At 55.4% G+C, this 12,388-nt stretch carries 12 protein-coding genes and 1 pseudogene; 9 read left to right on the top strand and 4 right to left on the bottom strand.

Annotated elements, in window-relative coordinates; all coding sequences use genetic code 11:
* The first annotated feature begins 106 nt into the window (after positions 1 to 106).
* Positions 107 to 1,042 (top strand): HEPN domain-containing protein, encoded by a 936-nt coding sequence (locus IB238_RS23200; protein ID WP_192252926.1) that lies wholly within the window; start codon positions 107 to 109, stop codon positions 1,040 to 1,042.
* Positions 1,043 to 1,269: 227 nt separating this feature from the next.
* On the opposite strand, the gene IB238_RS23195 is transcribed toward IB238_RS23200, so the two are convergent.
* Positions 1,270 to 2,499 carry an ATP-binding protein gene (locus IB238_RS23195; protein ID WP_192252923.1) on the bottom strand — a complete coding sequence of 410 codons (1,230 nt, stop codon included), beginning with the start codon at positions 2,497 to 2,499 and terminating at the stop codon, positions 1,270 to 1,272.
* 24 nt (positions 2,500 to 2,523) lie between these two features.
* Positions 2,524 to 2,720: pseudogene (locus tag IB238_RS25000) on the bottom strand (DUF3363 domain-containing protein); the annotation flags it as partial.
* A 237-nt stretch (positions 2,721 to 2,957) separates the two neighbouring features.
* On the opposite strand from IB238_RS25000, the gene IB238_RS23190 reads away from it, so the two are divergent.
* Genes IB238_RS23190 through IB238_RS23180 form a run of 3 tightly spaced genes read left to right on the top strand, consistent with a single transcriptional unit; the run spans position 2,958 to position 3,791 of the window.
* Positions 2,958 to 3,176 carry a hypothetical protein gene (locus IB238_RS23190; protein WP_192252920.1) on the top strand — a complete coding sequence of 73 codons (219 nt, stop codon included), beginning with the start codon at positions 2,958 to 2,960 and terminating at the stop codon, positions 3,174 to 3,176.
* Positions 3,176 to 3,469: a hypothetical protein gene (locus IB238_RS23185; RefSeq protein WP_192252917.1), complete on the top strand. Its 294-nt coding sequence runs from the start codon at positions 3,176 to 3,178 to the stop codon at positions 3,467 to 3,469. Before IB238_RS23190 ends, IB238_RS23185 begins: the two co-directional genes overlap by 1 nt.
* A gap of 4 nt (positions 3,470 to 3,473) precedes the next feature.
* Positions 3,474 to 3,791, top strand: a complete 318-nt coding sequence (locus IB238_RS23180; protein WP_192252915.1) for a hypothetical protein — start codon at positions 3,474 to 3,476, stop codon at positions 3,789 to 3,791.
* Positions 3,792 to 3,956: 165 nt separating this feature from the next.
* On the opposite strand, the gene IB238_RS23175 is transcribed toward IB238_RS23180, so the two are convergent.
* Positions 3,957 to 5,372: a DUF6035 family protein gene (locus IB238_RS23175; protein WP_192252913.1), complete on the bottom strand. Its 1,416-nt coding sequence runs from the start codon at positions 5,370 to 5,372 to the stop codon at positions 3,957 to 3,959.
* Between the two features lie 105 nt (positions 5,373 to 5,477).
* On the opposite strand from IB238_RS23175, the gene IB238_RS23170 reads away from it, so the two are divergent.
* From IB238_RS23170 to IB238_RS23160, 3 genes are all read left to right on the top strand, one after another.
* On the top strand, positions 5,478 to 6,263 hold the full coding sequence (locus IB238_RS23170) for a hypothetical protein (RefSeq protein ID WP_192252910.1): 786 nt from the start codon (positions 5,478 to 5,480) through the stop codon (positions 6,261 to 6,263).
* Between the two features lie 140 nt (positions 6,264 to 6,403).
* Positions 6,404 to 8,539 (top strand): AAA family ATPase, encoded by a 2,136-nt coding sequence (locus IB238_RS23165; protein ID WP_192252907.1) that lies wholly within the window; start codon positions 6,404 to 6,406, stop codon positions 8,537 to 8,539.
* The gene (locus tag IB238_RS23160) at positions 8,539 to 10,344 is read left to right on the top strand and encodes a UvrD-helicase domain-containing protein (protein ID WP_210333693.1); all 1,806 of its coding nucleotides are present in this window, start codon (positions 8,539 to 8,541) and stop codon (positions 10,342 to 10,344) included. Before IB238_RS23165 ends, IB238_RS23160 begins: the two co-directional genes overlap by 1 nt.
* A gap of 41 nt (positions 10,345 to 10,385) precedes the next feature.
* On the opposite strand, the gene IB238_RS23155 is transcribed toward IB238_RS23160, so the two are convergent.
* Complete coding sequence (locus tag IB238_RS23155) at positions 10,386 to 11,543, bottom strand: RHE_PE00001 family protein (RefSeq protein ID WP_192252904.1); 1,158 nt, start codon at positions 11,541 to 11,543, stop codon at positions 10,386 to 10,388.
* 180 nt (positions 11,544 to 11,723) lie between these two features.
* Between IB238_RS23155 and IB238_RS23150 the strand changes: the two genes are divergently transcribed.
* Together IB238_RS23150 and IB238_RS23145 are read left to right on the top strand one after the other, a co-directional pair.
* Positions 11,724 to 12,008, top strand: coding sequence for a type II toxin-antitoxin system prevent-host-death family antitoxin (locus IB238_RS23150; protein WP_192252901.1), 285 nt, complete (start codon positions 11,724 to 11,726; stop codon positions 12,006 to 12,008).
* A complete protein-coding gene (locus tag IB238_RS23145; protein WP_192252898.1) occupies positions 12,005 to 12,382 on the top strand; it encodes a type II toxin-antitoxin system VapC family toxin in 378 nt (125 codons plus the stop codon). The genes IB238_RS23150 and IB238_RS23145 overlap by 4 nt, the downstream gene beginning before the upstream one ends.
* The last annotated feature ends 6 nt before the right edge of the window (positions 12,383 to 12,388 follow it).

The following is a 12,388-nucleotide window of genomic DNA, read 5'->3' as shown; positions in this document are numbered from 1 at the left end:
GAGGATCTCGCTGGCAGACCAAGTTGGACTGCATAATCCTCTAATTGTGGACGTCGCCCTTCTCGCGTAGAAGCTTCAGGTGCGCAATCATGCTGGAAACGCTACGATGGATGCGATTCACACCGAAGGCTTCGACGCTGCTTTGACCTTGACCGATCATCTTGAGCATCTACCGGACAAAAAGCGCCGCGAGCTCGCCCGCATTGTCGAAATCCTGTTTGCCGAGGTCGAGCAGTTCCAGGCGACCAAGCTGTCCGGCAAGCGAAGCGGCGGCAAGATCCTGAAGGTGATCCTCTATGGGTCCTACGCCCGTGGCGATTGGGTCGAGGACCGCTTGAGCGGCTATCGTTCAGACTATGACCTTTTGCTTGTGGTCAGCACCAAGTCTTTTGCCGATGAACGCGACCTGTGGGAAGGCATCGAAGAGCAGCTGCTGAAGGAGCAGATCGCCCACCGCATCGAGACACCGGCCGTCCCGATCGTGCACACATTGCAGGACGTCAACGACCAGCTTTCCCGCGGACGTCCCTTCTTCGTCGACATCGCTAGAGACGGGCTCGTCCTCTATGAGGAGCCCGGCCATACGCTAGCGCAATCGAAGCCGCTAACGGTAGACGAAAAGTTTGAAGAAGCTAAGCTATACCTCGAGCAGTGGCTCCAGTTATCTCATGATGCATTGAGGGTAGCGGAATTTAGCATCGCGAATAACATTTGGCGCGATGGAACTTTCATGCTTCATCAAGCGACGGAGCGTGCCTACCATTGCGCCCTGCTCACACTGACGCTCTACAGCCCCAAGTCTCATCGCATCAAGGTCCTTCGGTCCCAGGCTGAACGGATCGACAATCGGCTGATTGCCGCCTGGCCGCGCGATAGCAGGTTTTCACGTCGCTGTTTTGAGCTGCTTTCAAGAGCCTATGTGGAAGCGCGTTACTCGTCAAAATATGCGATCAGCAACGAGGAACTCACCTGGCTTGTTGAAAGGGTGAAGATTTTGCAGAGCCTGGTGGAAACGATCTGCCGGGAACGGCTTTCCCTGTAGTTCTTGCGGGCACGGCGCTCTTGAATGGACTCGAACCTGCGGCATGCACTTCGTTCTAGCTAAACTATTGAAAAACCATAATTTCGCAGGGGAAGAACGCACTCAAAATGAGTAGACGCCTCAGTAGATGAATACCGTCAATACATTCAGGCTCAAAAACCGAAGAATCCATGCAGTTTCATTGCATCGCATAAGCGCCCGATAGAGATAGAGGACAACGACAGCGTTCAGCGTCGGACGTATTTTCCCGACTGGTCGAAACTAGGCGAGCCGTGATGACCAAACGAATTCCACATGAGATCAAATAGAGGCTTAAGGGTATTCTCTGGAACATCCGCCGCGCCTCTCACATCAATATTGAGTTCGGGTAGCATGATCCGGTCAGAACGATACGGATAAGTAATGCTGCCGCGCCACTCATCAATCGGGGCCGAAACGCCACGAATGCCGATGAGGCTCACGAGAACCGTGTATGGCGCCGGGATCGACCGCCGTTCGTATTCGCCCAGGATCTGCCGAATACCGGACGCTATCCCTTGCTCGACACCGGTCAGATAAATGTTGCGTTGACCGTCCGTCCCGCCGACGTTCAACTTTGCAACGGCCTCCGCGATACCATTGCGAAAAAGCGTCGAAAATGCGCGGACGGTATTAAATTGCTCTTCCGGCCCTGAATAAGCGACGAGACCGTCGAGCGAGTACATTGTATTTGCGCCGCTGGCGCCGAGAGGCCATGGCCACTTCGTTCCACCACGTTCATCAAACGAGAGTGAGATACCATCTGTAAAAGAGGCTCGCGGCACGACCTGCATGACCAGTCGAGCATCTCCATCGGCGCCAACCGCCAAAGGCCCCTCGTTGTTGATCAGGATTTCCAGCCGCTCGGTTCTAAAACGTCTGATCCTCTCTTCAACCTCCGATGCAAACAGAAACGCTCGCTTCAACTCTTCTACTGACATCGGATGCTTTCCGTTTTCGTCGCGGATGAAAAAGCGATGATCCTTGGCGACAGTTACCCGATGGGGCGCACTCCAGCTCCGCGGCATCTTGACTACCAGAACGCCGCGGTCACCCTCGATAGCAACCCATTTTACCCTAAATTCGAGGATTGGCGGTTCGAACGACGTTCGAATGCTATCGGAAACCGCTCGAACCAAACCATCAGGATCAGGTGTCGCAACGCCGCTGACGTCTGAGGCAACGCCGTTCCGCTCGTCGACTCCGATCATAAGATATCCACCGACGGCGTTGGCCATGGCGGAAACATCTGCAGCAAACTCGCGCCGGTCTTCGTCTTTGCGCCCGTAATGATCGCGCTTGAATTCTAGTTGCCTGCCTTCGGGGATTCCCTCATCAACAAGTGCTTGCAGATCGGAAAGTGCTATTTCGTCGAACTCTTTCGCAAACATCGACTCGCTCTCAAAATTCTCCAAAGAGCGTGCAATATTTGTGTTCACCCAACAAGAACCGGCGGCTCAAATTCACAACCCCCAGGCCGCATTGCAGCCGACTTCCCAATCCACGCCAGCATCATCGCGGACAAACAAGAAACATAGCGTTCGAACTGCTTCCTCGAGGGGCAAGGCGACCAGAGCACGAGCTGGAAGCCGAGGCCATCGTCGATCATGGCCAATCGGCCGGAGGAGAGCGCAACAAGCTGATGATAGGAACCGGCGAGCCGACCCTCGGATGTCGACCTAGCAGCGGAGCGGGTCGGAAAAAGAGCCGCCCGCGCGTTCGCGAGGGCGTCGTCAAGAATAGAAGTCATCTAGTTTGGAGCTCCCGATTGCCCGCAAACCTCATAGTTGTGGTTAACACCCTAAAACTTGCACGTTCATCGGCAATGTCCTTCAGTTGTGTGCCGATCCATGGCTTATTTCCTTGTGTATGATGGAAATACCGGGAGAGCAAAGCGGTGAGTGAAATCAATTACAATCATCGGCACAAGGCTTCTGGCACCATGATTTCCGGGAGTGGCGATGGCTACTTGACCGTGAAAGATATCCGCGACGCCATTGCGCATTTGCCGGATGATGCGGAGGTCATATTTGGAACGTGCGAGCATGGCGATCCATTGCAGTTCGGCCGTTTCAAGATGCGCGGACCGAACTTGCTCCAGATCGAGTTCGGCTGATGCGAGAACCGCCTGCAATCATCAAGGCGATCAATGCCCTGAAGGCCGCAAGCTTTGATGACCCGATAAATCGCATCCCCTTCATCAGCGCCGAAATGGCCGAACGTCTCGTGGCGAAGGGCTACGCAACCAAAACACCGTGGTCCAACGATCCGGCCGTTCCATGCTATCGACTAACCAAAGCGGGAGTGGATGCTTTGAAACAAAAGTCTGAGCCAAAGCGAAGGCTGACGATGTTGGCTCCAAGACTAACCACCCTTCCGGCGCGGTTGAAAATCCTCGGCGAAGAGTAGCGCCATGGCCGACCCCATATACTTGCACGCATGGAAAATCAGCGAAGAGATCCACCATCGCGTATTCGCGATCGATGACGCGCGCCTAAGCCCAGGCATGATGAGCGCTCTCGCCGGCGATCTCGCCGTGAAGGCTTCGGAGTTACGAGTGGCATTCCGGCGCGCGAACATGATTGCCAAGCTTGAGCTGCTGGAAAGCCGGATCGCCGATTTGCGAAAAAGTAGTCGCGATGTGGGTGGGAAAATCAGTCGGTTGCAGTCGGCGGTAGTCGGCGTGCACATGGGCGCTTACAGTCTCGCTCATCCGAACACCGACGAGTGACCTCGAGACCGTGGGAAAGCTAGACCGTTCTGGACTGCGAGAGAGTTAGAACTTGTGACATCGAAGGGACCCCTACTGAGGATCCGGCGCCTCATTCCCGTTCGATGATGACCAAGACACGGCGGCGGGCGCAGTTCCGACCACACAAGATCTATTCCGCCACACTTAAAGCCGCGACCTCGCGCGATCTGATGCGAGAAATGCTTCCACTTTGGATCCCACTTCCGGAAAAACAAACGTCAAGAACGGAAGAGTATCTTCGTTCGGCAGGTAACGCTGGTCGCCTTCAAGAATCAGCTTGCGAATAGAGAGGGCGCGTTTGGCCCATTTTCCGCTCTTGTCCTGCGAAGCGATCAACGCTTCGCGCCCATAGATCCGGATCGCATAGCCCATAGTCAGGACATGTTCCGGATAGCCGTCACAAATCCGGTGTACAACCTCAACTAAGTGCTTGAAATCCCATCCTATTGGACTCCCTTCCTTGACACTTAGTATTCCGTTCATGAGACCGGTGATGGCGCGATCGTAGCGGTCGTTAGTCGGTGGCGTGACGCCGCGGGCAGAAATATCCTCCATTAGTCCTTGCCAGACTGCCTCGCGAGAAATTGGATCTGGAGTCTGTTGATTTCGCGACTTCCAAAACTCGAATAGCCGCTCCCTCAAACTGTCGTCCGCTCTTGCAATAGCCTCCATTTCCGCTTTGAGAAGCTTTTCGGACTGCCCTTGGTAGTCGAACGCCCAAGCGGTTTGCGCGTGCAGATCAACTTTCAGGTCCCGAAACGGACAGATCGTTGATTCCCAATGGTCGACAGGTGAGCCATTGGAGAGTTCGGGGACACGATAGTGAACTCTGACGTGAAAGGTCCCGCTTTCCTCCGACCGAGCCGTTGTTTCTTCATCGACGACCAAGATGTTTGAATTATTGGAAAACAGAAGGTCGTCAGTGGTCATACGACGATAGTCAGGATCGAAGCCCGCCATGATCCACACCAGCAATGCGCCCTCATCTCTATAGAACGCCCGTCGACCGGCGACGACATCGAGAAAGGTGGTCGACAATTGTGCCTCGAACGCGACACGGCCAAACACCGTCATGGCTTGCACATCCGGTTGGCGCCGGCTCGCCGGGTCCCGGGCAGACCTCCACTGGCGTTCCGATACAATCTCGCTATTTGAGAGATCGCAAGTGAGGCTTCGCACAATTCGCTCTTTGATGCGGAGATGAGCGAGGCTCTCACGCTGGCCATCATATTTCAGCGCTTGGATATCTGCACGTGAGAGCCCTGACCGCGTTACGGAAGGGCAGGAACCGTCTTCGCGCCGATGACGGAAGAAAAAACGCTTCTTTCCAGAAGCGACAAGATAAACCGGGGTTGCGCAAAGGGCGCACCCAAAGCGCGGATTGTTGTCCAGGCCCTCGCGGATGTCGACACGCTCGGCAATCAACCGATCATATCGCTTTGCAGCTATATAGGCAGCAGCGTCAAGGAACTCGCCACTCGCGAAATCCAGGATCTCGGCAATCTCTGGCCTTAGTACAGGCGTAGCAAGTGCAAGTGGATTGACAGTAACATTTCCCATGGGGCGCCTCGACTTTATCCCCTCGTAAAATATGCAGATTCGGTTGCTTTCTGGAATGCGAGATGCGCAAATTCGAACGATCGACACTGCTCCCATGGAGATAATATGAACCGCTTCTTTTCCGACAGGCACGGTTATGGCACGCCGGATCCGAAGATCACTGTTCGCGAAGATGCGCCGGACTTCTTACGTTTTCAGGTTGCGAGTATTGCCCGGAACTGTGAACTCAGCCCCAGGGCAATCCGCGCAATTGTTTGCGACATATTATTAGAAGTCCCCGATCTCAATAATTGGAGCGAATACCCGAATATCTGGGAAGAGGTTCTAGGCCTTTTAGCAAGCTGCGAATGGTACAAGGTCTATGATGTTGCGGAAGCGATTTGGCGCTCATTCGAATACCGACCAGACCAACAAGACCGTTTTGAAAGCGATCTCAACCGGGTCTTCAGAGAAAAGGGCATTGGCTGGGAGTTGAAGAGCCCTGATGGCATCGTGTTCCGCGGCGACCAGACGTTCGAAATCGCGACGCAACGAGCCGTGGAAGCATTCGCAGAAACTGGTCGCTACACAGCTGCTAGCGAGATTCGAGAAGCTTTGAGGGATATTTCTCGACGACCAGAGCCGGATCGAACTGGAGCGATTCAGCACTCGATGGCAGCGCTTGAATGTGTCGCGCGCGACATGACAGACTCACCCAATCTAAATCTGGGTCAGATCATTAACGGTCTAGCTTTCACGCCTCCACTTGGCGAAGCGGTCCATAAGCTATGGGGATATGCCTCGCAAAATGGCCGCCATGTCCAGGAGGGACGCAATGCGAGTGCCGCCGAGGCAGAACTCGTCGTGAGTGTTGCTTGTAGTCTGGCAGTGTTCCTTCTCAATCGCGAGTGATCCGCGATGAAAATCCGTCGAGAGGTAAAACCACCGCTGACATCTCGATAGTGGATGGGAGCGGAATGATCGCCTTGTCCGATGCAACTATTCCGCTTTGCGTGTACAATTTCTAATCTGCGATTCACCGACGGTGCGACATGCATATTTCTCGTGTTCAGCTTGTAAATTATCGAAATTTCGAGCGTGCAAGTTTTCATTTCAATACAGGCATCAACACCATCATCGGTGAAAACGGATCGGGTAAGACGAACCTGTTCCGTGCAATGCGTCTAATGCTGGATGACGACTTCCTTCGTTGGGCCTATCGCCTAGAGGAAGGCGATTTTCATCGCGGTATCGGCAATTGGCGTGGTCACTGGATTATTATCAGCATCGAGTTTGCGGAGGTGTCACAGGACGAAGCTGTGCAGGCGCTTTTCCTTCATGGAACCGGAGTAATTGAAGACGAAGCCATTGCTCGCGCTACATACAATCTCATTTTCCGTCCGAATGCTGCGGTTCGGTCACGTCTGGCGCAACTCGATGAAGGCGATCAGCCTGGGCTGGCCGCTATCTTAAATACGGTCACGTTGGACGACTATGAGACCGTCTTCACCGGCAAAAGCACCGCGGACTTCTCTGATCCAGCCGTCTACGAAGAACTCGTCGGAAATTTTGGGACCGTTCAGTTTCCGGCAGAGCTGCATCCAGCCTCCCTCGGAGGGAAGGTTCCAGGCATCATGTCGGTCAGCAAGGAGGTTTGCTTCACCTTCATTCAAGCTCTTCGTGACGTCGTAAGTGAGTTCCAGGGGCAAAGAACTAATCCCCTTTTGACGCTCCTCCGCAGTAAAAGCGGCGATTTGGACCCAGCAGTGCTTGCGCCCATCACCGAGCGCGTGAATGAGCTGAACAGTGAAATCGAAGCAATTCCAGACGTCGGAGAAATCCGAGCAGATATTCGCCAAACGATCCGAGATGCCGCAGGCGAGACCTACTCTCCGGCGAGCCTTGCAGTCCGATCAGCTGTCCCGGGCGAGGCTGATCGACTTTTCCAATCACTGAAATTGTTTGTTGGCGAGACGGATGATCAATACGAGGGAGCCATCAACGAGTTGAGTCTCGGCGGAGCGAACCTCATATTTCTTACTCTCAAGCTCCTCGAATTCAAATATCAAAAGGCGAAACAAGCCTGCGCGAATTTTCTAGTAATCGAAGAGCCCGAGGCTCACATCCACACACATATCCAGAAAACTCTTTTCGACCGGTTGAGCTACCCCGACACCCAGGTGATTTACTCAACCCACTCGACCCAGATCTCCGAGGTAAGCAACATCGAGAACGTCAACATCTTGGGTCGGAGCGGCTCGCGCTGCGAAGCATTCCTGCCTAGTGCTGGCTTAGAAGAACCGAAAATCCGAAGCATTCAGCGGTATCTTGACGCCGTGCGCAGCAATCTATTGTTTGCGAAAAGCGTGATCCTGGTTGAGGGCGACGCGGAAGAAATCCTCGTGCCGGTGCTGGTCAAAGAGGTGCTGGGAGTAAGCCTCGATGAACTGGGCATAAGTCTGATCAATATTCGCAGCACCGGCTTCGAAAACGTCGCAGTTCTGTTTCACAATGATCGAATTCGTCGCCGTTGCGCAATCGTGACTGATCTGGATGCTACCTTTTTCAATACCGACCCGCATCCAGACGATCCTGAAGCGTTGAAAAACGCCAAGGAGAAGGCGCTCGGCTCGCAGGAAGCCGGCATCGCGCGGCGCACTCGTTTGACGGCCTTCAAGGATGGAAACGAATGGATTTCGGTTCATTACGCGCCACGTACGTTCGAAGTTGACTTCGTTGCGGCCGGGAACGTTGAGCTGACAGTTTCAGTGCTCAATTCCGTGTACAGCGACGCCGCAACCATTGTTACCGCGACCGCGGAGCTGAGGTCCGGCGACGTGGCAACCTACGGCAAGCGAATCCTCGCAATGGCGAGCTATGCCAAGAAGGGTTGGCTTGCAATTCAGATGGCCAAGCTGGTCACGGGAACAACGCGAATCCCCAGTTACCTGACTGAGGCGATTTTCACCGCCCACAAACCTTTGAGTCGTCGGGTGCTGGCGAACATGATTGATCACCGCCTGAAATTTCACACCGATCCAGCGGTCATATCAGAAGCTCAGATTGTGGCGTTACGCGCCCAGGTTGAAGCATTTCGCATTGGCGATCTGGAGATCGAACCGCTTCGAGAGGCGATCATTGGCACAATGGCAGGAGATGTCATTATCGATGTTCTAGGACATGCCTGATGGTGTTTGTCTGGGAAGACGGTGACCTAAATGATGAGCAGATTGACGCCATCGAGCACGAAGGGAGCGTATTCCTTGCCGCTTGCCCCGGGAGCGGCAAGACCAGAGCTTTAACTTATAAAATCGCGCTAGAGCTATCCAAGCTCGATAGCAAGCGTCATTGGGTCATTGCCATCACCTACACGCACCGCGCCGCCGAGGAAATCTCCGAGAGGATCGAGCGATTGGGTGTGGCAACAGACAGGCTGTGGATCGGAACAATCCATTCATTTTGCCTTGATTGGATACTACGTCCCTACGCCATTTACCATGAGAAGCTGCAAAACGGGTTTCGCGTGGTCGACCAGCACGAGACTGAGGTCATTCTGGACGAACTTTGCGGTCAATCGCCACATCAGGTGCGGGCACTCGATTGCAGATATTATTACACGACAGCCGGTTGCCAGCTGGAAAACGCGAACCCGAATAGGCGCTTGGCCGCTCTGTCCGTGTTAAACCAATATTGGCAGCACCTGGAAGAGAACCGCCTAATAGATTTTGAGATGATCCTGAGCTGCGCTTACGACCTCATTGTTAGCCAGCCGTCTATTTCAATTCTCCTAGCGTCTCTTTTTCGATACATCTTGGTCGACGAGTATCAAGACACCAAAGAAATACAATATAATATTATAGCCAGAATCGTGAATGCGTCTGGTGGAAATACGAGAATCTTCATCGTTGGAGATCCCAACCAAGCAATCTATGGCTCACTTGGCGGCTACGCGATGACAAGGGTCGACTTCGCGGCCCTCGCCGGTGTCGACATCGTGGAAAAAAGCCTGGCGAGCAACTACCGGTCGTCAGAGCGGATCGTCGATTATTTTTCAGCCTACTCTGTTGTGCCAGCAAACATCGATGCCGTCGGCGCTGTCAGGGAGTTTCCAAGCCTCATTTCTTTCGAGCAAGAAGTTAACCAGCAGGAGCTGGACGACGAAATCGTTCGGCTCATACGCTACAATATCGAGACACTTGGTATTGCCCCTCACGAAATTTGCGTTGTGGGGCCGCAATGGATCCAGCTGGCCGCAGTCACGAGGCGCCTGGTTGCAGCTCTCCCGGAGTATAGCTTCGACGGCCCCGGCATGGCGCCGTTTTCTCGCGATCAGGACAACATCTGGTTCAAGGTTTCACGTCTTGCCTTAACTCGGCCCGATCCGCAGATCTTCATCCGACGTACTCGATGGGCTAGGGAGGTCCTTGATCACCTCGGATCCGCTGGTGTGGACGTCTCCAAAATTTCCCCGCGTGATCTCCTTCGCATCTGCAATGGGATCGATATCACCGTGGAAGACGGTTTGGAATATCTCGAGCTATTTTTTGCAGAGCTCTTGTTGGTTCTCGACGTAGATCTCGAACTCTTTCCAGCGCTTCAGGAGCACTACGTCGCCTTTTTTGAGCGCTCTCGAGTTCAAATCCAGCGACTGGAGAATGCAGGGGTTCAAGGTGTATCGAGCGTTGCAATGTTCAGGCGTGTATTCGCAACACGAACCGGAATAACCGTGTCGACGATCCACGGGGTGAAGGGAGCGGAGTTCGATACGGTGATCGCTTTTGCGTTGCTCGAAGGGATGGTCCCGCACTTTTCAGATCCGAATGCTGCGGAGAGTGCAAGCAAGTTGCTCTATGTCGTTGCATCACGTCCAAGGAAAAACCTGCACCTCATTGCCGAAGCCGGCAGGATCAACGGGATAGGCATCCCTTATGAGGCGACACAGGTACTTGCGGAGCACGATTTTGCTTATGATGCCTTTAATGAGGCCGGCTAATCAGAGATGGTCTGCAAGGAGCGAGATCGCCCGCAAGGCCATCACACTAAACCCCACGCCCGAAACCTCCCCCTCCCGGTCATCTCCCTCAAGCCCAGCTCCAAAACAATCCGCCGCGCCGCCTGCGGCGTAACCCCGAGCGTCTTGGTGACGGTCCCGGCATGAACAAGCGGCGTCGCCATCACCAGCTCGACAAGCTCCGGCAGCTTTGACGAGACCCGCCTCCCCTGCAGCTTCCGCTCCATCATTTTCCGAGCCAGCGCCAGCCGGTCATGTTCCTTGAGCCCAATCTCGGCGGCCGCGATCAGACCATCAGCAATCGCCAGCAGGCGGACCTCGCGGCTGTGATGCCGACGGCGATCGACGGGAATGGTTTTGAGGCCAAGGTTGATGGCGGCGAGATGCGGGCCCGTCGTGACACCGGCCTGGCGCAGGATCGAGGCAGCGAGGTCCCGGCCAAGCCAGGGCGCGTGCTGCAGCACTTCGAGCTGGTTCCAGGCATCGAGGGCGACGATGGCCTGCAGCACCGGCGGATAATGATCCGCCTGGCGCAGCACGGTGCGCCATTCCTCCAGCCGCGCGTCCTCGTCCCAGTCGAGATCGTAGACGAGCGGGTCACGCTCCCGCGACCGACTTGTCGGTGCGGCGGCCTTCTTTAACACCGCTTCTGAGCGCGCCAGGACCGCATCGATAGCGGCCAGCTCGGCGTCGAGTGCGCTGGCGCCGTCATCGATGTGCTCCCCCTCCCCTTCTCCAGCCAGATCGGCATCCACCGCGGGGGCTTCGCTTTCGGCGATGCCGCCGTCACCCAAAGATGCTGTAGGCCACGCCTGCCCGGCAACGACGTTGTGGCGGCGCAGGCTGCGGAGACCGTCCGGGGTGAGTGCCCAGCCGGGCGGCTGCGCCGCGATCCGCCGGCGGGTGCGCAGGACGTCGCGAGCGATGGTCAGTTCATGCGTTGGCGTGCGGATATCATGACTGGCATCGTGCAGGACGAGGTCCTCGAGATGGACGAGCTCGCCGTCGATCCACAGCGAAGCGCAGGCATCGGCGAAATGCGACCGTTCGATCCATCCACTCCCCACCTCGGAACGGGCGATGCGCTCGTCGAGCCGCGCTAGCGCGGTCCCAGCCCCGGAGATGGGCTTGAGCAGGCTCTGGACGGGCAAATTCGCGAGATCGTAAGACATTGAAATCATGGTAAATGATTCGTTAAAGGAACTCTATCTCAAAGTTAGAGTTCCTCACTGGGCATGATTGTGGGTTGATGTCGTCACTATCGATAGGGACCAAGTATCGATAGTGATGTGTACAGGTGCATTGTACGCTCATCGAAGCCATGATATCGTGCCGCTTCAAGCCAATGAACGGAGGCGTCGATGCCCCAGACCAGCTACAAGATCAGCGAAGCCCGCAAGCATTTTGCCGAGGTACTCGAACGCGCCAGCCACGGAGAGGAAATCATGATCATGCGCGGCAACGAAGTCTATGCGCGCATCGGCCCGGCCGACGGCGGCAAACGGCCGTTCGGCCTGTTGCGCCAGCGTGGCCTGCCGGAGGATTTGTTCGACGAACTCGACACCGAACAGGCCGCGATCGATGCCGGCGACTGGAATGACGATGTCGGTATTTCCCAGGGCAAGCCCGACGGCCGGCCAACATGAAGGTGCTGCTCGACAGCCACGCAGTCTATTGGTGGACGATCGGCAGCGATCGGCTTTCTTTGACGGCACGATCGATGATCGAGGACAAGGCCAACACGATTCTTGTCAGCGCCGTCTCGTTTTACGAGCTCGACAACAAGATGCGGCTGAAAAAGCTCGATCTCAGGCCACAGGAGTTGCGGGCCGCCGTTGCCGACAGCGGCCTGCAGACACTTGCCATCACCGATCTGCACGCCGAACTGGCGGCAAGCTTCGACTGGGATCACCGCGACCCATGGGACCGCCTTCTGGCGGCCCAGACGCGGCTGGAACACTGCGCGTTTGTCTCCGTTGACAGCGCCTTCGACACGGTCTTGCACGAACGCATCTGGTAGGCACGC

Origin of the sequence: Rhizobium sp. ARZ01, assembly GCF_014851675.1 — a bacterium.
GTDB lineage: Bacteria > Pseudomonadota > Alphaproteobacteria > Rhizobiales > Rhizobiaceae > Mycoplana.
This window is presented reverse-complemented; position numbering and strand designations above follow the sequence as displayed.